The organism is Bacillus sp. FSL M8-0071 (genome assembly GCF_037975455.1).
Classification (GTDB): Bacteria; Bacillota; Bacilli; order Bacillales; family Bacillaceae; genus Bacillus; species Bacillus subtilis.
Genome location: NZ_CP150256.1, coordinates 1,033,411 through 1,059,440 on the forward strand (window position 1 = coordinate 1,033,411; position 26,030 = coordinate 1,059,440).

Here is a 26,030-nt window from a genome sequence, read left to right on the forward strand (position 1 = left end):
AGAGGCGGAGTCTTTTTCATGGTAAAATAAGAGAAAAAGGCGGTGTTGAGTTGGAAGCATTCAAAAATATTCTACATGAAGCACAGAGAATTGTTGTGCTGACAGGAGCGGGAATGAGCACAGAATCAGGGATTCCCGACTTTCGTTCAGCAGGGGGCATTTGGACGGAAGATGCCTCAAGAATGGAAGCGATGAGCCTTGATTATTTTTTAAGTCATCCGCGTCTGTTTTGGCCCAAATTCAAAGAATTGTTCCAGATGAAAATGAGCGGCAGCTTTGAACCGAATGAAGGACACTTGCTTTTAGCTGAGCTGGAGAAGCAAGGGAAGCAGGTCGATATTTTCACGCAAAACATTGACGGTCTTCATAAAAAAGCGGGGAGCAGGTATGTATACGAACTGCATGGTTCTATCCAGACAGCAGCTTGTCCGGCATGCGGCGCCCGATATGATCTTCCCCATTTGCTGGAGCGGGAGGTGCCGGAGTGCACGGCGGCCGGAAACAATGGGGACATTTGCGGAACGGTATTAAAAACCGATGTTGTTCTCTTTGGCGACGCCGTCATGCACTTTGACACCCTTTATGAAAAGCTGGATCAAGCAGATCTTTTATTGGTTATCGGCACGTCTCTCGAAGTGGCTCCGGCTAGATTTGTGCCTGAGGATGCAAGTCTGATTCCCGGCATGAAGAAAGTCATCATAAACCTTGAACCAACGTATTGCGACAGCTTGTTTGACATGGTCATCCATCAAAAAATCGGTGAGTTTGCCCGAAGTTTGGGCATAAAAAAGTGAGCCGCCTTATGCGCCTCACTTTTTTATTCATGAACAGGAACCATTGTGTCCTCTAACACTCCGAAGGAATAGCCTTTTTCTTTTAATTTATTGATTAGTACCGGCAGCGCGTTTACGGTAGCGGGAAGATCATGCATGAGAATCACATTCGGGCGGCCTGAAGAGCTGTGTTCCATATTTTCAAGCTGCTCTAACACGGCCGTCACATACTTTGAATTTCGGTATTTCCAGTCCATGCTGTCAATCGTCCAATCCCAGTATACAAAACCGTCTTTCTCAAGATTGCGGATTTGTGAGGGGGTTAGTGACGGCTTGCTTCCGTATGGCGTTCTGACAAGAGCGGTTTTATATCCTGTAATGTCCTGCAGCGTGTCACGCGCCTCCTGCATTTCTTTTAGCGGAGATGTCGGTGTTTGATAGAACAATCTGTTATTGTGGGTAACGCCATGTAAACCGAGTGCGTGGCCTTCCTTTTCTGCTCTTTTCACAGCTTGTTTGAATTCGTTCATCCGCGGTGACAGCATAAAAAACGTTGCTTTTACATCAGCGCTTTTCAGCACATCGAGCAAGCGGTTTGTAAAGGCTGACGGGCCGTCATCGAAGGTTAAGTAAACCGTTTTATCTCCCATGTCCTGCTTTGTCTGCAGATGTTTTATCAGCAGATCGGGGGAGTCGTTTTTCAGCTTAAGGCTTTCCTTCTCATCTCGAAGCTGTCCGTTAGTTGTGACAGTGACTTCCTTTGCTTTCGTTGAACTGTTAGAATAACCCAAAATCACCATAAGCAAAAGCAGCACACATAAAACTGCTAAACTTGCAAATTTAAAAGCAAGCGAAACTGCAGAAGGAGAAGCCTCTCCTCTCGTTTGTCGCATAACAATCTCTCCATTGGCATAAAATCTCTACATAATGCTGTACAGCAGGCAGCTTATGAAGATGCCTTATGTTTACAACCTATGTATTACCAGTCAAGTATACAGGAATAAAACTGGAAAGCACATAGAAAATTTGTCGAAATGTCAGATTTTAAGGAAAAAATAAACTCCTTTCCGCTATAGATCTCTTGATCTTTCTGTTTTTCAGCTTGTCCAATATGGTAGAATTAGTGACAATGACAGCTTGAATGACATCAGGGACATCTCGAAAAGGGAGGGCTTTTATGAAGGTTTTAGTCAATGGCCGGCTGATTGGGCGCAGTGAAGCATCAATCGATTTGGAAGATCGCGGTTATCAGTTTGGTGACGGCATCTATGAAGTGATCAGGGTATACAAAGGAGTATTGTTCGGCTTACGTGAGCATGCAGAGCGTTTTTTCAGAAGTGCTGCTGAAATCGGAATTTCACTGCCATTCAGTATAGAAGATCTCGAGTGGGACCTGCAAAAGCTTGTACAGGAAAATGCGGTCAGTGAGGGAGCGGTATACATTCAGACAACAAGAGGTGTGGCCCCGCGAAAACACCAGTATGAAGCCGGCCTCGAGCCGCAGACTACTGCTTATACGTTTACGGTGAAAAAACCGGAGCAAGAGCAGGCATACGGAGTGGCGGCCATTACAGATGAAGATCTTCGCTGGTTAAGATGTGATATCAAAAGTCTGAATTTACTGTATAATGTCATGACGAAGCAAAGGGCCTATGAAGCGGGAGCATTTGAAGCCATTTTACTTAGGGACGGCGTTGTTACGGAGGGTACATCCTCTAACGTTTATGCCGTTATCAACGGCACGGTGCGAACACATCCGGTTAACCGGCTCATTCTCAATGGAATTACACGGATGAATATTTTAGGACTGATTGAGAAGAATGGGATCAAACTGGATGAGACTCCTGTCAGTGAAGAAGAGTTGAAACAGGCGGAAGAGATCTTTATTTCGTCAACGACGGCAGAAATTATTCCGGTTGTGACGCTCGATGGACAATCGGTCGGAAGCGGGAAACCCGGACCGGTGACCAAACAGCTTCAGGCTGCTTTTCAAGAAAGCATTCAACAGGCTGCTAGCATTTCATAAATGAACAAAGAAAAGAGCCCGCTTTATACAGCGGAGCTCTTTTTATTTTTTAACAAATCCAATCAAAATGGAGATCATTGGCGATATATAGAGGAAGAACGTAAATGGGATGTAGTCTATGACTGGAACACCAAGTGCGCTCGCCATAAATGCGCCGCTGACGCCCCAAGGAATCAATGGGTTAATTAATGTTCCGCCGTCCTCTAATGATCTTGTCAGAAATTTTCGCTGGATGTTTCGTTTGTCATATAAAGATTTAAATGATTGTCCCGGTATTAATATCGATAAATACTGTTCGCCCGTTGCCAAGTTGACGCCGATGCTTGAGCAGACAGTTGCTGCAACAAGACGGCCTTTTGAGCGGATGCCTTTCATGACGCCTTCCAATAGTGCAGAAATCAATCCGATTTTCTCCATCAATCCGCCGAGTGCAAAAGCAATCATAATGAGAGAGACAGAGCCCATCATGGATTGCAGTCCGCCTCTGTTAATAATTTTAGCGGCTGCCTCATTGTCAGTTTCGAAAGTTGTGCCATTTTGTAAAGCTGTCATAAACGCCTGCAGGCTGCTGTCGGGTACAAAAATAGCAGTCAAAATTCCCGAGGAAATAATTCCGGCAGTCAGAACGGGGATTACTGATACCCGTTTCATTGCCAGCAAAACGACTAAGAGCGGAGAAAGAAGGGCCCACGGTGTCACGTTTGCAGCATCTTTTATTCCGGTTATGACCTGCTGAATATTATCGGTTGAAGCAGCGTCCGCTGACACTGATGAACCGAGAAAGTAAAACAGAACGACAGTGATGAGCAAAGCTGGAATGGTTGTGCCCATCATATGGCGAATGTGTTCAAAGATTGGTATTTCGCCTATTCCGGCTGCAAAGTTGGTTGTGTCCGACATCGGCGACATTTTATCCCCAAAACAAGCGCCGCATATGACTGCGCCTGCTGTCCATTCAAGCGGAACGCCAGCCGCGCTCGCCACGCCGATCAGCGCTACTCCGATTGTGCTTACAGTTGTCAGACTTGAGCCAACAAGTGTGCTGATGATCATACATGAAAACAAAGCAGTCAACAGAAGATGGCTTGGTTCAATAAAGGATAGGGCATAAACTGTCACAGTCGGTATGGCGCCACTGTACATCCAGGCGCCGATTAAGATGCCGATCAGCGCTAGAACGATAATCGGCTGTACGCCGTTTTTGATCCCGTCTACAATCCCTTTTTCAATGCTCTTCCAGGGAAATCCAAACCATAAAGCTGCTGCTGAAAGCATGACAACACTTAAAAACAGCGGGATATGAGGTTCTACATGAAGCAAGAATAAGCAAGAAATAATAATGCATAACATGAATATAAATAAACCGACGGCTAACGGAAACGTCAGCTTTTTTTGAGAATCCAAAATAACACCCCATATTTATCTTTAATGCTTTTGTGCTTTTGGGCACGAAAGCATTATAACAGAAAAAAACGAAAATCTATGTTTTTTCACAATTATGAATATAAAAGAAGTGAGCACAGGGCGTGCTCACTTTACAATCAGGACGGGTATATCCGATTTCGCTGAAAGCTTTTCACTTACACTTCCGAATATTAGCTTTTTCAGCCTGTTTTGGTCTCTGCTTCCGGTTACGATCAGATCGGCAGAAATGCGGTTTGCATGCTCGATAATTGATTCAGCCGGATCGCCTTCTAATATATCGATATCTCCATCTGCCTGCTGTTCATTCAGCATCATTCTGGCTTCGGCGATGACTTCTTCTGTACGGTCTTCATAGATCATTGGCTCAGGTGATGTTACATCTGATATCAGCGGATCAGGAACACTTGTCATGCCTCCGCTGATATAGCTTGCCTCAGCTGCGGGTCTGGGCGGGTCGATGACGGTCTGATTGTCTTTCATATCATGTGAATGGGCGACGGTAATAGCGGCATTTACGGTTTTAGCAAGATCAATGGCTGTCTGAAGCGCTTTCTTACTATTTTCACTTCCGTCAAACGCAACGATGATACGGTCAGCATGGAACATCCTTCTCACCCTTTCAAAGCGTCTTACAACACTACTACCCGGATTTGAGCACAATTAACCTTTTCCTATTCAAGTAATGATTGACAATAAAAGGTTTTGTTTATATGATGATAAAAAGATGAAATCAGAATGGAAGGAGGGTTTGCTATGCCAAGGAATTTGCGTGTTTATCAAACAGTTTCATATTGGCGCGGCAAACCTTTTGTTCTGTTTTCGTGAACGGTTTTTTAGGTCGGACCGCGCGCTGAAAAGCGCTGTGCGTAACATATCGGTTAAAAAAGGCATGGAGCTGACGCTTCATGCCTTTTTTATATACAAAATCTAAGGAAAGACAGGTGTATGGGATGTGAAGACAAATACAGAGGCGAGGGCAGTTCGTGCCAAACTGGATGAAAAAAGCTGCAAGGAAAAAATAGAAGGCGGCTGATGAGGAGATGGGGATAGATGTTTTCAGTTTTGAAAAAGCTTGGCTGGTTTTTTAAGGCGTACTGGCTGCGCTATACGATTGCGATTGTCCTTTTATTAGCAGTCAATGTCATTGAAATGTTTCCGCCTAAGCTCTTGGGGAACGCCATAGATGATATGAAAACAGGGGCATTTACTGCGGAAGGGCTGCTGTTTTATATCGGTATCTTTTTTGTGCTGACGGCGGCCGTGTATATCATGTCTTATTTTTGGATGCATCAGCTGTTTGGCGGAGCGAATCTGATGGAGAAAATTCTTCGTACGAAGCTGATGGGGCATTTGCTGACTATGTCGCCGCCGTTTTATGAAAAAAACCGGACAGGCGATTTAATGGCACGAGGGACAAATGATCTTCAGGCCGTCAGTTTAACGACAGGGTTTGGCATCTTGACGTTAGTCGATTCTACGATGTTTATGATGACGATCTTTTTGACGATGGGGTTTTTGATCAGCTGGAAGCTGACCTTCGCCGCCATTATCCCGCTTCCAGTCATGGCGATTGCAATCAGTCTATATGGAAGTAAAATTCATGAGCGGTTTACTGAGGCCCAAAACGCGTTCGGGGCGCTGAATGACAGAGTGCTGGAATCTGTTTCAGGCGTGCGGGTGATTCGCGCGTATGTTCAGGAAACAAACGATGTTCGCCGGTTTAATGAAATGACCGCTGATGTTTATCAGAAAAATATGAAAGTGGCTTTTATTGATTCACTGTTTGAGCCGACGGTGAAACTGCTTGTCGGCGCAAGCTATCTGATTGGGCTCGGCTACGGAGCGTTTCTTGTATTCCGGAACGAGCTGACGCTTGGAGAGTTAGTGTCCTTTAACGTTTATCTCGGCATGATGATTTGGCCGATGTTTGCAATCGGTGAACTCATTAACGTGATGCAGCGCGGCAATGCGTCATTAGACCGGGTAAATGAAACTCTTTCTTATGAAACGGATGTGACAGATCCAAAACAGCCCGCTGATCTTAAAGAGCCTGGAGATATCGTTTTCAGTCATGTCAGCTTTACATATCCAAGCTCAACAAGTGACAATCTTCAGGATATTTCATTTACGGTGCGAAAAGGGCAGACTGTCGGGATTGCCGGTAAAACCGGGAGCGGAAAAACGACAATTATTAAGCAGCTTTTGCGCCAGTATCCTCCAGGTGAAGGGAGCATTACATTTTCAGGCGTACCGATTCAGCAAATCCCTCTTGACCAGCTCCGCGGATGGATCGGATATGTGCCGCAGGATCATTTACTGTTTTCACGGACTGTAAAAGAAAATATTTTATACGGAAAACAGGATGCAACTGATAAAGAGGTTCAGCAAGCCATTGCCGAAGCACATTTTGAAAAAGATTTGCACATGCTTCCGTCCGGTCTGGAGACAATGGTCGGTGAAAAAGGCGTGGCACTGTCAGGCGGGCAGAAACAAAGAATTTCGATTGCGAGAGCACTCATGGCGAATCCGGAAATCTTGATTCTGGATGATTCACTTTCCGCTGTAGATGCCAAAACAGAGGCTGCAATTATCAAGAACATCAGAGAAAACCGCAAAGGAAAAACGACATTTATTTTGACACACCGATTATCCGCGGTAGAGCACGCTGACCTGATCCTTGTGATGGACGGCGGCGTCATTGCTGAGAGAGGCACGCATCAAGAACTGCTGGCCAATAATGGGTGGTACCGGGAACAATATGAAAGACAGCAGCTGTTCACTGCGGAAGAAGGGGGAGCAGGGGCATGAAAATAGGAAAAACGTTATGGAGATACGCACTTCTTTATCGAAAATTGCTGATCACAGCCGTCCTTTTGCTAACTGTCGCCGTCGGTGCAGAACTGACTGGGCCCTTTATTGGCAAAAAAATGATAGACGACCATATCCTCGGCATTGAGAAAACATGGTATGAAGCTGCGGAAAAAGATAAAAATGCCGTTCAGTTTCACGGCGTCTCATATGTCAGAGAGGACCGGTTGCAGGAGCCTGTTTCAAAAGCAAAAGAAGCGCATATTTATCAAGTGGGAATGGCGTTCTATTTTGTTGATCAGGCTGTCAGCTTCGACGGGAATAGAACGGTTTCTGACGGGAAGCTGACGATCACAAACGGAGACAAGAGCCGGGCATATGCTGCCGAAAAGCTGACTAAGCAGGAACTTTTCCAGTTCTATCAGCTGGAAATAAAGGGAATGGTGTTTCTGATCTGCCTGTATGGGGGCTTGCTTGTGTTTTCGGTATTCTTTCAATACGGACAGCATTATCTGCTGCAGATGAGCGCCAATCGGATAATCCAAAAGATGAGGCAGGACGTGTTTTCGCACATACAGAAAATGCCGATTCGCTATTTTGACAACCTTCCGGCCGGAAAAGTCGTTGCGCGGATTACCAATGATACGGAGGCTATCAGGGATTTATATGTCACAGTGCTTTCAACATTTGTGACAAGCGGAATCTATATGTTCGGGATATTCACGGCTTTGTTTCTGCTTGATGTGAAGCTTGCGTTTGTATGTCTGGCAATTGTGCCGATTATCTGGCTGTGGTCAGTCATATACCGGAGATATGCGTCATATTACAACCAAAAAATCCGCTCGATCAACAGTGACATTAATGCAAAAATGAATGAGTCAATTCAAGGCATGACCATTATTCAGGCTTTCCGCCATCAAAAGGAAACAATGAGAGAATTTGAGGAATTAAATGAATCACATTTTTATTTCCAAAACAGAATGCTGAATTTAAACTCCTTAATGTCCCATAATTTGGTCAATGTCATCCGCAATCTTGCGTTCGTCTGTCTGATCTGGCATTTTGGCGGTGCGAGCCTGAATGCGGCCGGGATTGTTTCTATCGGTGTACTGTACGCGTTTGTCGATTATTTGAACCGGTTATTTCAGCCGATCACAGGCATCGTCAATCAGTTTTCAAAGCTGGAGCTTGCAAGGGTCTCCGCCGGGCGTGTTTTTGAACTGCTTGAAGAAAAGAATACGGAAGAAGCGGGTGAACCGGCGAAGGAGCGCGCGCTGGGGCGGGTTGAATTTCGTGATGTGTCATTTGCGTATCAAGAAGGTGAAGAGGTATTAAAGCATATTTCCTTTACTGCGCAAAAAGGCGAAACCGTAGCGCTCGTCGGCCATACCGGATCAGGAAAAAGCTCGATTTTGAATCTTCTGTTTCGTTTTTATGATGCGCAAAAAGGTGATGTCTTAATTGATGGAAAAAGCATTTACAACATGTCAAGACAGGAACTCAGATCCCATATGGGTATTGTGCTTCAGGACCCGTACTTATTCTCGGGTACAATCGGATCTAACGTAAGTCTGGATGACGAAAGAATGACTGAAGAAGAAATAAAAAATGCACTGCGGCAAGTCGGTGCTGAGCCTCTTCTTAAGAAGCTTCCGAAGGGCATTAATGAGCCCGTGATTGAAAAAGGCAGCACGCTATCCTCTGGAGAGCGGCAGTTAATTTCTTTCGCTAGAGCTTTGGCGTTTGATCCCGCGATCTTGATTTTAGATGAGGCAACGGCGCATATTGATACAGAGACAGAGGCCGTGATCCAGAAGGCGCTTGATGTCGTCAAACAAGGACGCACCACCTTCGTCATCGCTCACCGGCTTTCAACAATCAGAAATGCTGATCAGATTTTGGTTCTTGATAAAGGAGAAATTGTTGAGAGAGGGAACCACGAGGAACTGATGGCATTAGAAGGCCAATATTATCAAATGTATGAACTGCAAAAGGGACAGAAACATTCCATTGCATAACGCTCAAAAAACCCAAAACAATCGTGTTTTGGGTTTTTGGTTTATGTAGTCAATAAGCCAGTCCGACACGGTATCCGACATACTTACCTGTAACAAGCTCACGATATAAAAAGTCCGCAGTATCGCCGACCGAAATGCTTGTGCCGCCCTCAGGCAAAACGTTACGCTCCGTACGATAAACGCCGGTTGCTGTTCCGTCCGGGAGGTAAGTGGGGCAGATGATTGTCCAGTCTAATGATGATTGTTTAAGCATTTCGTATACTTTTGCATGCTCCTTGGCTGCGCGGGTCTGCTTTCGTTTCGATTCATTTGTTTCAAACCGGTATTTTCCCGGTTCATATCGAGAATCTAGGATCCCTGCGGTGCCGATCGTAATAAGCCGTTTGATATGCTGTTCCTCCATAGCGGAGAGAATGTGTGCCATAGCAGTTGACAAGGTATCATCACCATCTGTGCCTAGACAGCTGATCACGATTTCAGCATTCTCCATTATTTTTTTCACATCATCTAAGCGGCGGGCGTTCCCCATGACGGTTCTGTCTTTTGAAAGGGGAAGATCAGCATGTTGAGATCTGATCAGAGCGAAAATATCAAATCTTTCATCTGCTGCAGCTTGTGTTAAAAAGGCTTGTCCGACGCGGCCGCTGGCTCCTAATAAAGCGATTTTCATCAAAAAACCTCCTCGCCTTTTATTATAAAAGGATGTTCTCAGTTTGAACAGCGCGGGAAAGAATACCTGTACAAATAAACAGAACGATGGGAAACATATTCATGAATCATGGATACACTTACGAATTGAACCAGCTCCCAATTCACAATGGTGATGAATGACACCCCGATTCCCTCCCTTTTTTTCTAGGATATGTGGAGCAGGAAAAAAGGGTGACAAAATAAAGAGAGCGCGGAAACCGCGCCCTCTATAGCCATATATTGAATTGTTATTGAACTCTGCCGCCCATTTGCTGCTGAGCGAAAGATACTAAACGTTTTGTGATTTCTCCTCCGACAGAACCGTTAGCGCGAGAAGTTGTGTCCGCTCCAAGGTTAACGCCGAATTCAGAAGCGATTTCAAGTTTCATTTGATCGATAGCCTGAGCTGCGCCAGGAACTAGTAAGTCATTTGATGAGTTTTGGTTAGCCATGTGTAAAATCTCCTTTTTATTTAGTATGGTTGGGTTAACTGGAGTTGCACCAATCTGTGAACCCTTCTCGGGTGTCACTGCCGCCTCGGCGTAACCCAATGCTTTGCCGGCTTGTTACTACGTATTATGTTAAAATTGCCGGAAACTCATGCGGAGAATTGTGTGGTAAATCTTGAGAAAGAAAAAAAGCTTAGCCGTTTAGGCTAAGCTAGTCATAAATATGAAAAAGCATCAGTTCATGTATCTCGTTTGTAAGAGCAGGCTCGTCAGCGCGGGCGGGAAACAAGTCTCCCCATTCAATCTCACCGCTCTTATGATAGATGCCTTCATAATGGGTCCCTTTATAATAAAATGAAATTTTCCATCCGGGCAGCTTTTCTTTTGGGAACAAAGGTTTCCAGCTGAAATGAGAAATCATTACGGCCACGCTCCTTACATTTGGTATCAATTGACCTAAATAAAAACGGCTTATGTTCATTGTATCATTGTTTCAGAACATCATTGAAGAGGCCTAAATATGCAGTTTGTCCCAGCTTTGGATAAAGATAAGCCCGCTTTATTAAAAAAGCGGACAGGTTACGAAGGCCACAATGCTTCAGGAGATGTGATTGCCTTCTCAGATAAATATGACGCGTATTCAAAACTTCTTCGTTTTGTAAGAGAATCAACATGATGCAAATTTGGATGAGAAAAAATGCTTCGGCCCGGGCGCGAATTCGCTTCAAACATCCATACTTTACCGTTCTGATCAATGCCAAAATCGAAACCAATCTCCCCGATAAATCCCTCGATATGATCATGAAGGACATGGCTTGCAGTCAGTGCCGCTGCAGAAAGCTTTTTAATGACCTCAACTCTTTCAGCGGGATCATCGTATACTTCCGCAAGTGTCTTTACAGTGCCGCCGTTAGAAAGATGTGTTGTAATGCTGTTCTTTCCGGAAATTTTTACGGCGATTGCTGTCACTGTCCATTTTCCTTTTCTGTTTTTATTGGTATGGACACGGAAATCCGCTGGTTTGCCTTGAAATTCGATGAGATCAACACCTTGCTGAATGAGAAAGTCGGACGGGTTGTGATGTTTTTGAAATTCTGCAAGGAATGAGGCGGCATCGGAATAATCAATTGATGTAAAAGTTTTGGCGTCATTCGTATGCTTTACCGTCAGGCCGCCATCTGTTCTTGTCAGCTGATAAATGCCGGTGCCGAGTGCTCCATTTGCCGGTTTGATATAGACTTTTTTGTATGCGCCACAGAGCTCATCAATCAGCTCCACAGACGGTGTCAGCTCGGATCTAGGCAAAAAGGGTGCCGTTCTTGGATCTTTTTCGAGCAATTGATGAACGTTCCATTTATTGAAAAACGTTTTATTAAACCATGGGATCTGATATTCATCGATCAGCCTCTTTTTTGTATGTTGCAAGAGAAGTGAATCTTCAATTTTTCGGTTCGGCAAACGGTCATAAACGACGTTCGGCAATGGAACGATTTTTTTCTCCCAGCCGTTTTCCCTGTAAAGGAGGCCTTCAATCGTGCCTTCCTCCCAATTGATTTGGTGCGCGCCAAAAACGAAGCAGTAGCCCCCGGCTTGCTCGTGTAACGTGACAAGCTTAGAAAAAAAGAGGGAACGATCCTTAAATGGGCGTTCAAGAGATACAGTAAACCCTGCCGTAAAGATGCCGACTAACGGCCCGATATGCACTGTATGATCATGAATCAGTATATCTGCCCTGCTTCGGTGGGGAAGCAAAAGCTCATGAAACAGATTTTCAGAGAGAAGCACGGTTTGTTCCAGATGCCGTCTGTAAGCAACGTGGCATCTGACAACCTTCGTTCCGAATGCAGCATGCAAAAGTCCGTCTTGCTTCAGCGAAGAGGGCAGAAACAGGGTATTTTCACTGGTTTTGTCTATGCCGATCAAAAACCGTTTAGGATTCACGCGGAAGAACTCCTTTCTGGCTTTGCTCAGAAAACAGATATTGGCAGCGCTTTAGGGGACAAGTGTACAGCTGTTCTTTTTGCTCGGGAGAGACACGCAGGATTGACTTTCTGCCTGGTTTGGAATTGATATCTAAAATCCAAATTCTCCCGTCCTTAGCAAGACATATATCAAGACCGAGTTCAAACAACGGCCCATAGCGCTCGTCAAGATAATACGGAACCGATTGGGTAATCGAAAACACATCATCTAGTAAGACCACTTGCTGTTTTTTCGGTATATCTTCAAACCAGGAGTCAAATGTCAGCGCATCAGATCCGCCTGACAAATTGGCCAGCAGCCCGTGTTTGTATCCGCGTCTTACTGCCTTTCCGACTGTATTCCATTCACCTGCTTCGTTTTTTTCCATAAACAGACGAATATCACAAGGGTATTGTTCCTTATCTTGAATGTTTAAGTAAGGCTGAAGCAAATATTGATGCTGAAGCACTTTTTTGCACCATGTTTTAAAAGAAGTTTGGTTGGAAAACGTTTTTGTCTGCTTATCCTTTCCGATGTGATAAGTAGCTGTGATGTTTTTTTTGCCCAGCTTCAAAAGAATCACGCCTCTGCCTCCCGCGCCGAATGCCGGTTTAAGGATGCAGGCTTTTTCTTTGGATAAAAAGGATTGAATTTGTTCGTAGCGGTTCACCTTTATCGTTTCGGGAATATAGGGATTGATTACAGAGTGCTGCTGCAAATCGTGAAGGACGGTCCACTTATCGGGAAGACCCCGCCCGATAAATTCCGTTTTCGGATATTTTTTGAGCCACTCAACGATTGGTTTTGCTTTTTGGGAATGTGAATCCTTGCCGTAAAAACAGCGATCATAAATATAATCTGGAATCGCCATTTCAGTTTCGTTCCATGTGCTGCTGGCCGAATGATAGACCGATGCTTTGACACGCAAAGTGTCAGGTGAAATATCAAATGGTGTAAACCGGATGAAACGTATGCCGAATTCGGGTGCTCTTTTGGCCAGTTCTGCGGAATAATCCGCTTCATGCTGGCGGGATAAGGACATAAAACCGAGTGTTATCATGGTGAGACTCCCCCTTTTATTCAAAAGCTGCCGGCGGGTGTCCGCAGCTTTACACTAAATACATGTAAGACGAACGCAGCTGACGGTATTCTACTTTACAGAATACGATTCTCCACCTTGCCCTATTCCAAAAGAACAAGCTGATTTTCTAAGAACAGGAATTTGTCTCCTCGTTTGCTAAGTGATTGCATGAGCCTCTATAATACGTATAGGTACATAATCTATATGAAAAAAGCTGAAGCACAGATGGAGGAAGATGAATAGGAATGGGTATTGCAGGAACCTTTATTTTTATGATCGTGATCGGCGCTGCCATTGGAGCGGTGACCAATCATTTAGCAATTCAAATGCTGTTTAGGCCGTATAAAGCGTACTATTTGTTTGGGAAGCGAGTTCCTTTTACGCCCGGGCTGATTCCAAGACGGCGAGATGAACTTGCAAAACAAATGGGACTGATGGTAGTCAATCATCTCTTAACCCCTGAAGGCATTAAAAAGCGGCTCGTCTCTGATGCAGCCAAAACGCAGGCTCTTCGCGTGGGGGAACAGCTGATTCAAAAGCTGTCACTTTCTGAAGTGACAGTAAAAGAAGCGCTTGAAAAAGCCGGGATGAAGCGCCCAGAAAAAGCTGCTGATGCATGGATCAGCAGCTGGACCGATGATAAGCTGAATGAGCTTTTCCGCCAATACGGGGACCAATCGTTAAAAGAGCTGGTGCCTATAGAGGTGCAGGAAAAGCTTGAGGAAAAGATTCCGATGATTTCAGGATATATATTGTCACGGAGTGTCAGTTATTTTGAAAGTGATGAAGGAAAAATCCGTCTTGGCAATATGATTGATGACTTTTTAAAAGAGCGCGGCATGCTTGGAAGCATGGTGCAAATGTTTCTTGGCAATTCAAGCCTTGCGGATCGCGTGCTGCCGGAGCTGCTGAAATTCTTGCGCAATGAGGAAACAAATAAATTGCTTTCTGATCTCTTAAAAAACGAATGGGGCAAGCTGAGGGAGTATACGTTTAATGAAGCAGACGAAAAATGGAATGCAAAGGCGCTCATTTTCAGTTTGAAACGAAGAGTGCTGCAAGCATTTTCGACTGCCCCTTTCTTCGACAATACGATTGGCACGCTTACCGTCCGCTATGAATCTGAGCTGACCCAGCAAATGCTGCCGGCACTGTTAGACAAATTGCTTGAAGGGATTTCGTCCAACCTTGAAAGTGCCTTAAAACGGTTGCATCTTGAGGAAATCGTCAAGGAGCAGGTGGATCAGTTCCCGGTGGAGCGTCTTGAAGAAATGGTGCTGTCCATTTCAAAAAAAGAATTTAAAATGATTACCTATTTGGGGGGGCTTCTCGGCGGAATTATAGGCGCGATTCAAGCATTGTTTGTCATCCTTTTTTAAGAAGAAATGGGTTTTGATTAATGAAAGGAGCTCCATAGTCTGTTATAGTGGAGTGGTATGTCAAACGGCAATGATGAAAGGAGCTATTTACAATGGCTGTTAATTTTTATGATGTAGCATATGATCTGGAAAATGCATTACGCGGGAGCGAAGAGTTCACCCGTTTAAAAAACCTTTACGACGAAGTTAACGCAGATGAATCAGCGAAGCGCATGTTCGAAAACTTCCGTGATGTACAGCTTAGACTCCAGCAAAAACAAATGGCAGGAGAAGAGATTACACAAGAAGAAGTGACGCAGGCTCAAAAAACAGTTGCGCTTGTACAGCAGCACGAAAAAATTTCTCAGCTGATGGAAGCGGAGCAGCGCATGAGCATGCTGATTGGTGAATTGAACAAAATCATTATGAAGCCTTTAGAAGAGCTTTACGGCAGTGTTGAAGGCTAATAAGCAAAATCCCTTCTTGGATAAGAAGGGATTTTTTATTCATTCAGCAAACTTGGAAATCCAATGAATCTTTTACCTTTCCATTGATGATCACTGATAATGTATGAATTCCTTTGTAATGCTTTCTGGTGGTTAAATCCTTAAAGGATTGGATTCTTGTGTATGATTTCGTTTCGTTTTTTCGTATATTTGTTTCTGTTATTTTAAATACTTTCTGATGACGCTGGCCTCTTGCTTTTACAAAATCAATTGCGTACTCAATTCTTACTTTTTGATCCCTGTCTGAATGAATATAGAAAGAAAATTCAAGGCTTTCGCCAATAACTATACGTTTGGGCTGGCATGTTAAATCATGTAGTTGTATCGAATCAGCATTTTCATAACCAAAAAGCGCTAAGGCCTGTTTATCACCCTTTTTTAATAAGGTCCGATAGGCGTGTTTGATAATCCAGTCTGTATGGGGATGTGTTCCATACCATTGATCTGCGACTTTTCTCAGTAAATGAGGATGCGTTTTTGATATATCATTAAGGTTGTTGGCCACGCTTTTTCTTACATATAAGGACTCGTCCTGCATCAGCTTTTCAAGGATCGGCAATACGGGGGAAGGGTCCGATTTCAAAGCCGGTATCGATTTTCCCCATGGCAGGCGGGGCCTGCTGCCTTCGCTCGCAAGTCTTCTCACGTGTTCATTTTTATGCTCAGACCATGCAAGCAATTGTGCAATCATCTTTTCTTGATCTAACAGCAAAAAAGGCCTTACAGCAAATTCTGAGGTCGAATATTGCGTAAAGTATTCCAATGCCTTTATTGATTCTTCCCAATGCGCTAACCCGTACTGTTCCACATAATCTGGAAATAAAATTCCGCTGAGTCCTTTAAAATGAGGGGCTGTATCCCGTAAAATTGTGAGCGCTTCAACGTATTGTTTTGGCAAAGTTTCGTATAAAGAAACTGTCACGCGGCGCATCCGCTCTTTTAAAGTGAGTTCAGGCCAGTCCTCCAGCCGTAATGTATCCAAGAATCTGTTTTTATTAAAATCAGGATAGGATGACCTTACATGATGGATCAACTGAGATATCAGTTCTTCATTATATATTTCTTTTAAATCAGCCATATAAACACCGCTTTTTCGTTTATTATTTATATTGTATGGGAATGTACGTTCTGGATCAAGTGTATAGTCCTAAAAATTAACAACTGATCCTACCACGGATATACAAAAGTTGGTTACTTTTTTTAGTTAAAAAAACCCTTGTCATCGGAAAAGAAAACTGAGATAATAACATTGAAAGCGCCTACACTTACCTATTTCAAATGGATACGGTCGCATATCATGCCGTTATATAGAGGGGATAAGCAACAGAGAGTAAGTGTTCGGAGCGCATCATTGGTCAAACAAGGGGTTCCTGATACATGATTTTTCGTAAATCGAAATAACGATATTAGGGAGAATGGCTGCTTCGATCGTATCCTATCAACAAGCCATAAATAAAGTCTGCTGAGCCAGGCTTTTTTTGCTTTAAGAAAAGGTTGTTCTAAACACAGAGACAGGGTCATATCCTATACACAAGTACAGTCATCAAGGAGGGGGACATCTCTGTGTCAAAACAATTGCTTGCCTTAAATATAGATGGAGCGCTGCTTCGGTCGAACGGGAAGATTCATCAGGCAACGAAAGACGCGATTGAATATGTAAAGAAAAAAGGGATTTACGTCACACTTGTGACCAACCGTCATTTTCGCTCAGCACAGAAAATAGCGAAATCGCTAAAGCTTGATGCCAAGCTGATCACCCATAGCGGGGCATATATCGCTGAGAAAATTGACGCCCCGTTTTTTGAAAAAAGAATTTCTGATGATCATACCTTTAACATTGTTCAAGTGCTGGAGAGCTATCAATGTAATATTCGGCTTCTTCACGAAAAGTATTCCATCGGAAACAAGAAAAAGGTGAATTCGAATTTATTGGGGAAAGCACTCATTCATCCGTCTGACCCGATCTTTTATCCAGTCCAGTTCGTTGAATCATTAAGCGATCTCCTCATGGATGAGCCGGTGAGTGCACCCGTCATCGAGGTCTACACGGAGCACGACATTCAGCATGACATTACAGAAACGATTACAAAAGCCTTCCCTGCAGTGGATGTGATTCGCGTAAACGATGAGAAGCTGAATATCGTCCCGAAAGGTGTCTCGAAGGAAGCGGGTTTGGCCCTCGTCGCTTCAGAGCTGGGCCTGAGTATGGATGATGTCGTGGCCATTGGGCATCAGTATGACGATCTGCCGATGATCGAACTTGCCGGTCTTGGGGTAGCGATGGGGAATGCCGTTCCGGAAATTAAGAGAAAGGCAGATTGGGTTACAAGGTCCAATGACGAGCAAGGTGTCGCTTATATGATGAAGGAATATTTCCGAATGCAGCAGCGAAAAGGATTTCTTGATAAGTTCCACATGAAACGTGTGTAAAAAAGCCGCTCGCACCCTGACAGGTGCGGCGGCTTTTTTGCCGGATTGATTTTAGCAGTTTATTTCTGTACACTAAAGAAAGTTTTGAATCTGATAAATTAGGTGATGAAGTTGCAAATTAAAATAGAAGGCATACATGATGACCGCCTGCATCGGCCTCTGCAAAATATTGCAAATTTGTTTTATGAAGAGTGCGAGCTTGCGTATGGCGGAGAGGAGCCCGCAGATTTTGTCATTTCTTTAGCGTTGTCACAAACGGATGAGCATGTGACGGTTTCGGGAGAAGTGAAGGGAACTGGCATAAAGGAACAGCATACAAAATTCTTTTCTCCCGGCATGAATGAAAAAGAAGCTTTTAAGCAAGTGAAAAACACAATTTCTTATGTGTATCTCAATCTTCTTCAGGCGCATACGGGCATTACGCAGAAGTGGGGAATCCTCACAGGAATCCGGCCCACAAAGCTGCTTCATAAAAAACTGCAAAGCGGAATGTCCAAGGAGCAAGCGCATGCTGAGTTGAAAAAAGACTATTTAATTCATGATGAAAAAATCATGCTAATGCAGGAAATTGTTGATCGTCAGCTGGCGGCAGTGCCGGATTTGTACCGAGTAAAGGATGAAGTCAGCATTTATATCGGCATTCCGTTCTGCCCGACAAAATGCGCGTATTGCACATTCCCTGCGTATGCCATCCAGGGACAGGCAGGCAGAGTCGGCTCATTCCTATGGGGACTGCATTACGAAATGCAGAAAATCGGTGAATGGCTGAAGGAGCATGATGTTAAGGTTACAACCATTTACTTTGGCGGCGGGACGCCGACAAGCATTACAGCGGAGGAGATGGATCTGCTGTATGAAGAAATGGTCCGCTCCTTCCCGGATGTGAAAAACATTCGTGAGATTACGGTGGAGGCCGGTCGTCCTGACACGATTACAGAAGAAAAACTCGCCGTTTTAAACAAATATGACATTGATCGGATCAGCATCAATCCGCAATCCTACGAAAACGAAACGCTAAAGGCGATCGGGCGGCACCATACGGTTGAAGAGACCATTGAGAAATATCATCTGTCACGCCAGCAAGGCATGAATAATATTAACATGGACTTGATTATTGGTTTGCCTGGGGAAGGCGTGAAGGAGTTCAGGCACAGTCTTTCAGAAACAGAAAAACTGATGCCGGAATCCCTTACCGTTCATACTCTTTCATTTAAACGGGCGTCAGAAATGACGAGAAACAAGCATAAGTACAAAGTTGCCGGCAGGGAAGAGGTTTCTCAAATGATGGAAGACGCGGTAGCCTGGACGAAAGAGCATGGGTACGTGCCTTATTATTTATACCGCCAGAAAAACATTCTTGGAAACCTTGAAAACGTCGGATACTCTTTGCCGGGACAAGAAAGCATCTACAACATTATGATTATGGAAGAGGTCCAGACGATTATCGGAATCGGCTGCGGCGCTGCTAGTAAATTTATTGAACGGGATACAGGGAAAATCACGCATTTTGCGAATCCTAAAGATCCGAAATCGTACAATGAGCGCTTCGAGCACTACACGGACGAAAAAATCAAATATTTAGAGCAGATTTTTGAAAAAACGACAAAGCAGCACTGATTACAGTGCTGCTTTTTTTATCCCTGTTTTTTTGCGGGCTGAACCTCAGTCTTCCATTTAAATACCTTGTTCAGCAAGCGGTAAATTCGTTTTGATTCCTTTGTGACAAGCGGTCCCAAAATCGCCAGAATGAGGACATATAATGCGGCAAACGGCTTTAATGTGGCTGACAGTCCGCCGGCTATTCCGAGATTCGCAACGATAATCGAAAATTCTCCCCGCGATACGATCGTCAGCCCGATATTCGATGAAGCCTTATGAGAAAGCCCTGCGCGTCGTCCTGCCACCATTCCGGCGATAAAATTTCCCAGAATGGTCAAAATCACTGCACCCAACGCAAGCCAAACCGCTTCACCAAGCGAAAACGGATCGATGCTGAGGCCGAAGCTGAAAAAGAACATCGCACCGAAGAAGTCGCGAAACGGAACAACGAGGTGTTCAATCCTATCGGAATGCTCTGTTTCTGAAAAGACCAAACCGAGCAGCAGCGCGCCTATTGCTTCTGCTACATGAATCGTCTCTGAAAACCCGGCGATAAAAAAGAGTGCTGCGAAAATGACGATAATAAACACTTCGTTTGAGCGAATGTCCAACAGTTTGTTCAACAGCGGCGGGAGTTTTCTTGCTGCGATAAAAAACAGCAGCATATAACCGAAGGCGATCAAAATGGACAAGAGCGCACTCCCTACGGATGTCGCATCACCTAGTACAAGGCCGGAAACAACGGACAGATATACGGCAAGGAAAATATCTTCAAACATGATGATGCCGAGAATCAATTCGGTTTCCGGATTGGCGGTTCTTTTTAAATCAACGAGCACTTTTGCGACAATCGCACTTGACGAGATTGTGATGACGCCTGCGAGGATGAGGACTTCCAGAAAGGAAAATCCGGTGATAAACCCGTAAAGCAGTCCGAGGCTGAAGTTAATCAAAATATAAATCGTCCCGCCGACCGCGATTGATTTTCCTGATTTGATTAACTTCCCGACAGAGAATTCGAGTCCGAGATAGAAGAGAAGGAACAGTACGCCCATTCGCCCGAAAAACTCGATGATTTCACTGCTTTGAATAAATGTTAGATCAATAATCCCCATTTTCGGCGCGTGCGGTCCAACAAGCATTCCCAGCACAATCAGAAACGGAATAATCGAAAATTTAATTTTATTGGCGATCACACTGGCGATTGCCACAAGGACAAGTGCAGTTCCGACTTCAAATACAAGATGGTCCATCGGGGCTCACACGCCCTCTCCAGAAAGAAAATCGTGAATCAGTTTCTTCAGATGCTTTCTCTCACCTGAGAGGACAAGGGTGTCATTTTCTTCAATAATCGAATCGGCTCCGGGATTTAGGAGCTTTTCCTGGTTGTGTTTGATAATGGCAATCACAGTGACATCGTAATTCTGGCGGACATCAAGCTCTCCGAGTGTGCGCCCGATCGATTTGGCGCCTTTTTCGACCTTAAACCATTCAATAATAAGATCGCTGAAGGCCATTTCGATGGACTCCAGAGCTTGCGGTTTATAGACCATGCCTCCAAGAATAGCTGCAATTTGCCTTGCTTCAGAATCATCCAATGAAATATTTGAAAGAAGCTCATCCGGGTCCCGGTCATTAAACCGGTAAATTTCCCTTCTTCCGTCATCATGAATGATAATCGTCATTTTTTCGTGGCTTCTTGTTTCGATTTCAAACTTTTTGCCGATGCCCGGCAGATCGTTTTCTTTAATATTCAATGAAAATCCCTCCGAATGTAGTGTTGGCAGTATGGGGTGAGTTACAAATAAAACTTGAGCAAATTATATTCGGAGGTAGTTAGACTGGTATTTGACAGGGACGGCCAAAGCCTTTTCCAGCCTGTTTATCAGCGGTTCGTCAAGTGGTTTGACAGAGAGCTGCCTGACAGACTGCGCCAGCGGGCTGTACTCTTTGATCAGCTCAGCCGGGTGCATGCTGCCCGGCGATGGCGTTTTTGCCGATTGTGTTTCCTGCGGATATGAAGACATAGGCACATAGCTGTCAGTGCTTGCTTCAAACTGGGAAGGCAGAACCACGTCCGAAGGGGGAAAGTACACCATAAATAAACTTAACAGAAAACTGATCAGCAATTTATCCATGTTCCTTTCCTCCCTTCTCATCAAGATATCCCTTCTTTTTCACTATATAAAACTTTATGTTTCCATTCAAACAATATGCATTTTTCAGTATCTATTGACCTTGAAAAATAAAAAGGTTTATTTGGGGATGGCGGGGAATGTATAGGAGAAAGAAAAAAGTAAGCGCATACATGGAGGTGCTTTTAATGGAGTTTGTTCAATATGCATGTAATGGGGCCGTTGCAGAGATTATCCTGAATCGGCCTGATGCCCATCACGCCCTGAATGAACAGATGCTGTCTGAATTGAAGGAGGCAGTCGAAATGGCGGCTGCAAGCGAGGCGCTCATCGTTCTCCTGAGAGGAAGCGGGAAAGGCTTTTCGGCCGGCGGTGATATCAGGATGATGATGTCAGAGCATGACCCTGACCAATTTAAACGGCTGATGGATACGATTGAGGCTGTCACCCTGAATTTATATCAGATGAAGAAAGTGACAATTGCAGCCATTCATGGTGCTGCTGCGGGACTGGGCCTGAGTTTGGCGCTTTGTGCGGACATTGTGCTCGCTGAAAAAAACGCCGTTCTCGCGATGAATTTTATCGGCATTGGGCTTGTTCCGGACGGCGGAGGACATTATTTGCTGAAGAAAAGAATCGGTGAAGCAAAAGCGAAAAAACTGATTTGGAGCGGAAAAAAACTATCTGCCTCGGAAGCTGCCGATATGGGGCTTCTTGATGGGACATTTGCCGGAGACCCTGCCGAAGGCGCAAGACCCATTATCGAAACCCTGTTGGCCTCCCCTCTTTTGGCGATGATCGAAACGAAAGGTATTTTTCAAAGCCTCCAAATTGAAGAACTGAAAAAAGTGCTATCCCTTGAGCGCAGCGCCCAAGAGAGAATGAGAAGGACCAAGGATCACCAAGAAGGAATCCGTGCCTTTTTAGAAAAACGGGAGCCGAAGTTTCAAGCGTAACAGATCAGCCGGAAAGCTGATCATCTGTGAAACAAAATCAGCTTTCCGGCTGCATTGACTAAACGATGAGTATGACTATGAAGCTCTTTTTCTTTTAAGAGGGCTTCACCATGCGTTTTTGCCGCTTCTTCATGTTCTGCCTCGAATTGCTCGTTTACCAGCGTGTTCCCCGAAGGATCAAATACGGTAAGGAAATAATCAGCCATCAGGTTTCTCCTCCATTTTAAGGTTTATCAGTCTTTCTTCATTTATATTCTAAAAAGGAAATCAAAATCCTTTATTATTCTTTATCCAAAATTAGTATATAATGGGTCAGGGAAGGAGGAGATTCAGTGCTTACAATTGATCACGTAACGAAGACATTTGGAGATTATAAAGCCGTTGACGGATTGGACTTAGATATTCCGGAACAGCAAATGTTCGGTCTATTAGGCGCAAACGGAGCGGGAAAAACAACAACGTTTCGCATGATCCTAGGATTATTAAGCATTACGGAGGGCTCAATCAGCTGGAAGGGCCGTCCTGTGAATTATCATATCAGCAACAAAATCGGTTATTTGCCGGAAGAGCGGGGCCTTTATCCGAAAATGAAGGTAAGGGATCAGCTCGTCTATCTTGCCAGATTAAAAGGGATGGAGAAGCGAGAGGCTGTAAAAGAGCTCGGGACATGGCTTGAACGCTTCAATATTACAGATTACGAGAATAAGAAGGTGGAAGAGCTTTCGAAGGGGAATCAGCAGAAAATCCAATTCATTTCGGCAGTTTTGCATAAGCCGGACCTCCTGATTCTTGATGAACCTTTCAGCGGCCTGGACCCTGTCAATGTTGAGCTGTTAAAAGAGGCTGTGATCTCGCTGAAAAACAGCGGTGTTTCTATTTTATTTTCAAGCCATCGGATGGAACATGTGGAGGAGCTTTGTGAGAACCTTTGCATATTGCAGAAAGGAAGACCGGTCGTGCAAGGCAAGCTGAAGGAGATCAAGCGCTCCTTTGGCAAAAAGAACGTCACCATTCACTCCGATGACGATCTAAGCTTTTTGCAGTCTCATGAAGGCATTCTACAATGGAAGGAAACGGCCGACGGCGTCAAGCTGCAGATTGCCAATGAAGACATTTCTCAAGAGATTTTTGCGATGCTCCAAGGAAAAGGGTTTATCAGAAAGTTTGAGCTTGAAGAGCCGTCACTGCATGATATTTTTATAGAAAAGGTGGGGGCCGTCTATGAATAAATTTTGGATCATGCTTTCTCATACATACAAAAATAAGATTATGGCAAAATCCTTTATTATTTCGACTGTCATCACGGTGCTGCTTGTTTTAGTTGTAACGAATCTGGAATCGATCATTTCTTTGTTTCAAGGTGACGATGCGAAAGAAAAAATCGCCGTTGTTGATGAAACAAACGAATTATATCCGGTTTTTTCTAAGCAGCTGAAAGCGGTGGATACAGACGGCGATCTTGATGTGAAGCTGTCGAAGCAATCGGAGGATGAGGTCACAAAGCAAGTCAAAGATGAATCACTCGATGGCATGCTCATCATCAAACGAGATGAAAAAGGGACCATTTCAGGAACATATAAAGCGTTAACGATTTCTGATGAAAGCACGTATCAAACGCTGCAGCAGGCGCTGACGCAAACCAAAACAGCTGTCGGAACAGCGGAGCTCGGCGTGTCGCAGGAAACGATCAGCAGCCTTTATGCGCCCGTTACTGTGGGGCAGAAGGCGCTGAAAGAAGGGGCAAAGTCTGAGGAAGAGCTTGGCCAGACGGTAGGGCTTGTTTACATTATGCTGTTCGTCATTTATTTTTCAGTGATTATGTATGCCAGCATGATAGCGATGGAGGTCGCAACCGAAAAATCTTCGCGAGTTATGGAAATCCTGATCTCAAGTATGCCGCCGATCCAGCAAATGTTTGCAAAGCTGCTTGGTATCGGGCTTGTCGGGATCACACAGCTTGCTATTATTATAGGAGCCGGCTCTCTGTCGCTTAAGCTGAACCAAAAGAGCGAAACGGCTTCATCTGTCGGCGGATTCCTTAATTTGACCGACGTATCTGCAACCACTGTCATCTATGCTGTCATTTTCTTTTTGCTCGGATACTTTTTGTACGCGACACTTGCCGCGTTTCTCGGCAGTGTCGTCAGCAGAATAGAGGACGTGCAGCAAACGATCACGCCGATGACGCTTTTGGTTGTCGCCGGTTTTATGATCGCGATGTTCGGTTTGAATGCACCTGACGCAGGATTTATTACGGTAACTTCGTTTATTCCGTTCTTTACGCCAATGATTATGTTCCTGCGCGTCGGCATGCTTGATATTCCGTTCTGGCAGGCGGCTGTCGGAATCGGAATCACACTGCTCACCATTGTCATACTGGCCGTTATCGGCGCCAGAATTTATAAAGGCGGTGTATTAATTTACGGCAATTCAAGCGCGTTCAAAGCGATCAAACAAGCGCTACGTTTAGCGAAAAACTGATTGGAAAACAGCCTGGGGATTCTCAGGCTGTTTCTTTATTGACAGAACGTGCATTCGCAAGAATTCGGTGCTAAAATAAGGGTACTTCATCCTGGAAAGGAGCAGAATGTTGACTGAACTAACCTTTATTCATGCGGCAGATCTTCATCTTGACAGCCCGTTTTACGGGATATCGCATCTGCCGGAGCCGATTTTTGCCCGGATTAAAGAAAGCACGTTTGCAAGCGTGAGACATATGATAGACGCTGCAGTGAGAGAGCACGTTGATTTCATTTTGCTGGCGGGAGATCTGTTTGATGAAGCCAATCGAAGCTTAAAGGCTCAGCTCTTTTTGAAAAAACAGTTTGAAAGACTCAGAGAGTGCGGGATTTCGGTATACGTCATCTTTGGGAATCACGATCATCTTGGCGGGGAGTGGACGCCGATTGAATGGCCTGAGAATGTCCATATTTTTTCGTCCGCTGTTCCAGAAGAAAAATCGTTTTTTAAAGAAGGCAGGCGCATAGCAAGCATTTACGGCTTCAGCTATCAGGCCAGAGCAGTGACGGAAAACCAAGCCGCCCGCTATCGGAGATCAACTGATGCACCGTTTCATATCGGCATGCTCCACGGCACGCTGTCAGGATCTGAAGGACACGATCCGTATTGCCCGTTTACACATGACGACCTCATGAAAAGCGGGATGGATTATTGGGCGCTTGGCCATATACATAAACGCCAGGTTCTATCTGCCGAGCATCCGGCAGTCATTTACCCGGGAAACACGCAAGCACGCCATATGAAGGAGACGGGAGATAAAGGCTATTATCTCGTTCATGTGACAAACGGAGATATATCTTATGAATTTCAGAGAGCGCATGATGTCCTGTGGGAAAAAGCGGCGGTTGATGTGACGGAGGCAAAGAATATGACCGCCCTCTTTCAAATGGTGGAGAACACGTTTTCGAGGCTGCGGAAAAAGGGGAGCCCTGTTTGTGTAAGGCTTGTTTTACAAGGGACGGCGCCGGAATGGCTGCTGGAGGCGCCAAAAGGCACCTTGGATGAGTTTCTTGAAGCTCTTCAGGAGCAAGAAGCGGAGGAGGAACGTTTCGTTTGGCCTCTTAGATTGGACGATGAGACAGAAAACGAAGCAAACCTAACAAACCTTGATCCTTTTTTTGGCGGTTTATTTGAAGACATTGATCGCAGCGATCTGTCAGACGTGCTGGAAGGGCTTGAGCGGCATCCAGTGTATAGAAGGCACGCGGACCGGTTTAGCCAAGAGGAGGTAAAGGAAATAAAAGAGCAGGCACAGATATTATTGAAAAGACAGCTTAAGGTGCTTGATACATGA

The 26,030-nt window shown here is 44.6% G+C and carries 27 protein-coding genes; 13 read left to right on the forward strand and 14 right to left on the reverse strand.

From position 1 onward, the window contains the following. Positions 1-50 precede the first annotated feature (50 nt). Positions 51-794 carry a sirtuin NAD-dependent deacetylase gene (gene srtN / locus MKX71_RS05290; RefSeq protein ID WP_101172526.1) on the forward strand — a complete coding sequence of 248 codons (744 nt, stop codon included), beginning with the start codon at positions 51-53 and terminating at the stop codon, positions 792-794. Positions 795-817: 23 nt separating this feature from the next. Here the strand turns inward: srtN and MKX71_RS05295 are convergent, their stop codons facing one another. Beyond that, a complete protein-coding gene (locus tag MKX71_RS05295; RefSeq protein ID WP_032725295.1) occupies positions 818-1,666 on the reverse strand; it encodes a polysaccharide deacetylase family protein in 849 nt (282 codons plus the stop codon). Between the two features lie 284 nt (positions 1,667-1,950). Between MKX71_RS05295 and dat the strand changes: the two genes are divergently transcribed. Continuing rightward, entirely contained in the window at positions 1,951-2,799 is an 849-nt protein-coding gene (gene dat / locus MKX71_RS05300; RefSeq protein WP_327846957.1) for a D-amino-acid transaminase, read from the forward strand. 42 nt (positions 2,800-2,841) lie between these two features. On the opposite strand, the gene nhaC is transcribed toward dat, so the two are convergent. Next, on the reverse strand, positions 2,842-4,203 hold the full coding sequence (gene nhaC / locus MKX71_RS05305; protein ID WP_029317547.1) for a Na+/H+ antiporter NhaC: 1,362 nt from the start codon (positions 4,201-4,203) through the stop codon (positions 2,842-2,844). A gap of 126 nt (positions 4,204-4,329) precedes the next feature. Continuing rightward, on the reverse strand, positions 4,330-4,830 hold the full coding sequence (locus MKX71_RS05310) for a universal stress protein (protein WP_041851027.1): 501 nt from the start codon (positions 4,828-4,830) through the stop codon (positions 4,330-4,332). 163 nt (positions 4,831-4,993) lie between these two features. Here MKX71_RS05310 and MKX71_RS05315 point away from each other — a divergent pair, with 163 nt between their 5' ends. From MKX71_RS05315 to bmrD, 3 genes are all read left to right on the forward strand, one after another. After that, complete coding sequence (locus MKX71_RS05315) at positions 4,994-5,155, forward strand: hypothetical protein (RefSeq protein ID WP_010886461.1); 162 nt, start codon at positions 4,994-4,996, stop codon at positions 5,153-5,155. Positions 5,156-5,274: 119 nt separating this feature from the next. Then, positions 5,275-7,032, forward strand: a complete 1,758-nt coding sequence (gene bmrC / locus MKX71_RS05320; protein WP_167408016.1) for a multidrug ABC transporter ATP-binding protein BmrC — start codon at positions 5,275-5,277, stop codon at positions 7,030-7,032. Continuing rightward, complete coding sequence (gene bmrD, locus MKX71_RS05325; RefSeq protein ID WP_339231816.1) at positions 7,029-9,050, forward strand: multidrug resistance ABC transporter ATP-binding protein/permease BmrD; 2,022 nt, start codon at positions 7,029-7,031, stop codon at positions 9,048-9,050. The genes bmrC and bmrD overlap by 4 nt, the downstream gene beginning before the upstream one ends. Positions 9,051-9,099: 49 nt before the next feature. Here the strand turns inward: bmrD and MKX71_RS05330 are convergent, their stop codons facing one another. The 6 genes from MKX71_RS05330 to spaC form a co-directional block, all read right to left on the reverse strand. Further along, entirely contained in the window at positions 9,100-9,720 is a 621-nt protein-coding gene (locus MKX71_RS05330; protein WP_161621456.1) for an SDR family oxidoreductase, read from the reverse strand. Positions 9,721-9,758: 38 nt separating this feature from the next. Further along, on the reverse strand, positions 9,759-9,884 hold the full coding sequence (locus tag MKX71_RS05335) for a hypothetical protein (protein WP_003245136.1): 126 nt from the start codon (positions 9,882-9,884) through the stop codon (positions 9,759-9,761). A 104-nt stretch (positions 9,885-9,988) separates the two neighbouring features. Next, on the reverse strand, positions 9,989-10,192 hold the full coding sequence (sspB, locus tag MKX71_RS05340) for a beta type acid-soluble spore protein SspB (RefSeq protein WP_003233287.1): 204 nt from the start codon (positions 10,190-10,192) through the stop codon (positions 9,989-9,991). A 208-nt stretch (positions 10,193-10,400) separates the two neighbouring features. Next, a complete protein-coding gene (locus tag MKX71_RS05345; protein WP_010886462.1) occupies positions 10,401-10,619 on the reverse strand; it encodes a YheE family protein in 219 nt (72 codons plus the stop codon). A 149-nt stretch (positions 10,620-10,768) separates the two neighbouring features. Beyond that, entirely contained in the window at positions 10,769-12,130 is a 1,362-nt protein-coding gene (yheD, locus tag MKX71_RS05350) for a spore coat associated protein YheD (protein WP_003245015.1), read from the reverse strand. Continuing rightward, positions 12,120-13,211, reverse strand: coding sequence for a spore coat associated protein SpaC (gene spaC / locus MKX71_RS05355; protein WP_021479650.1), 1,092 nt, complete (start codon positions 13,209-13,211; stop codon positions 12,120-12,122). Before spaC ends, yheD begins: the two co-directional genes overlap by 11 nt. A gap of 266 nt (positions 13,212-13,477) precedes the next feature. On the opposite strand from spaC, the gene MKX71_RS05360 reads away from it, so the two are divergent. Together MKX71_RS05360 and MKX71_RS05365 are read left to right on the forward strand one after the other, a co-directional pair. Beyond that, on the forward strand, positions 13,478-14,611 hold the full coding sequence (locus MKX71_RS05360; RefSeq protein WP_339231817.1) for a DUF445 domain-containing protein: 1,134 nt from the start codon (positions 13,478-13,480) through the stop codon (positions 14,609-14,611). Between the two features lie 92 nt (positions 14,612-14,703). After that, on the forward strand, positions 14,704-15,057 hold the full coding sequence (locus tag MKX71_RS05365; RefSeq protein WP_003224239.1) for a YlbF family regulator: 354 nt from the start codon (positions 14,704-14,706) through the stop codon (positions 15,055-15,057). Between the two features lie 43 nt (positions 15,058-15,100). On the opposite strand, the gene MKX71_RS05370 is transcribed toward MKX71_RS05365, so the two are convergent. After that, positions 15,101-16,174: a DNA alkylation repair protein gene (locus tag MKX71_RS05370; protein ID WP_167408020.1), complete on the reverse strand. Its 1,074-nt coding sequence runs from the start codon at positions 16,172-16,174 to the stop codon at positions 15,101-15,103. A 485-nt stretch (positions 16,175-16,659) separates the two neighbouring features. Here MKX71_RS05370 and MKX71_RS05375 point away from each other — a divergent pair, with 485 nt between their 5' ends. Next, positions 16,660-17,526, forward strand: coding sequence for a Cof-type HAD-IIB family hydrolase (locus MKX71_RS05375; RefSeq protein WP_003233277.1), 867 nt, complete (start codon positions 16,660-16,662; stop codon positions 17,524-17,526). A 111-nt stretch (positions 17,527-17,637) separates the two neighbouring features. Continuing rightward, positions 17,638-19,143 carry a coproporphyrinogen III oxidase gene (locus tag MKX71_RS05380; protein ID WP_339231819.1) on the forward strand — a complete coding sequence of 502 codons (1,506 nt, stop codon included), beginning with the start codon at positions 17,638-17,640 and terminating at the stop codon, positions 19,141-19,143. Between the two features lie 17 nt (positions 19,144-19,160). On the opposite strand, the gene khtU is transcribed toward MKX71_RS05380, so the two are convergent. The 3 genes from khtU to khtS form a co-directional block, all read right to left on the reverse strand. Further along, positions 19,161-20,378, reverse strand: coding sequence for a K(+)/H(+) antiporter subunit KhtU (khtU, locus tag MKX71_RS05385; RefSeq protein WP_181216935.1), 1,218 nt, complete (start codon positions 20,376-20,378; stop codon positions 19,161-19,163). A gap of 6 nt (positions 20,379-20,384) precedes the next feature. Further along, on the reverse strand, positions 20,385-20,882 hold the full coding sequence (gene khtT / locus MKX71_RS05390; protein WP_003233269.1) for a K(+)/H(+) antiporter subunit KhtT: 498 nt from the start codon (positions 20,880-20,882) through the stop codon (positions 20,385-20,387). Positions 20,883-20,945: 63 nt separating this feature from the next. Beyond that, complete coding sequence (gene khtS / locus MKX71_RS05395) at positions 20,946-21,284, reverse strand: K(+)/H(+) antiporter modulator KhtS (protein WP_010886463.1); 339 nt, start codon at positions 21,282-21,284, stop codon at positions 20,946-20,948. Positions 21,285-21,448: 164 nt separating this feature from the next. On the opposite strand from khtS, the gene MKX71_RS05400 reads away from it, so the two are divergent. After that, positions 21,449-22,216, forward strand: coding sequence for an enoyl-CoA hydratase (locus tag MKX71_RS05400; RefSeq protein WP_015252445.1), 768 nt, complete (start codon positions 21,449-21,451; stop codon positions 22,214-22,216). 20 nt (positions 22,217-22,236) lie between these two features. On the opposite strand, the gene MKX71_RS05405 is transcribed toward MKX71_RS05400, so the two are convergent. Beyond that, on the reverse strand, positions 22,237-22,422 hold the full coding sequence (locus tag MKX71_RS05405; protein WP_003233264.1) for a YhzD family protein: 186 nt from the start codon (positions 22,420-22,422) through the stop codon (positions 22,237-22,239). 126 nt (positions 22,423-22,548) lie between these two features. Here MKX71_RS05405 and MKX71_RS05410 point away from each other — a divergent pair, with 126 nt between their 5' ends. From MKX71_RS05410 to MKX71_RS05420, 3 genes are all read left to right on the forward strand, one after another. After that, complete coding sequence (locus MKX71_RS05410; RefSeq protein WP_339231821.1) at positions 22,549-23,445, forward strand: ABC transporter ATP-binding protein; 897 nt, start codon at positions 22,549-22,551, stop codon at positions 23,443-23,445. Then, complete coding sequence (locus MKX71_RS05415) at positions 23,438-24,697, forward strand: ABC transporter permease (protein ID WP_003244912.1); 1,260 nt, start codon at positions 23,438-23,440, stop codon at positions 24,695-24,697. The genes MKX71_RS05410 and MKX71_RS05415 overlap by 8 nt, the downstream gene beginning before the upstream one ends. A 106-nt stretch (positions 24,698-24,803) precedes the next feature. Further along, on the forward strand, positions 24,804-26,030 hold the full coding sequence (locus MKX71_RS05420) for an exonuclease SbcCD subunit D (protein WP_339231822.1): 1,227 nt from the start codon (positions 24,804-24,806) through the stop codon (positions 26,028-26,030).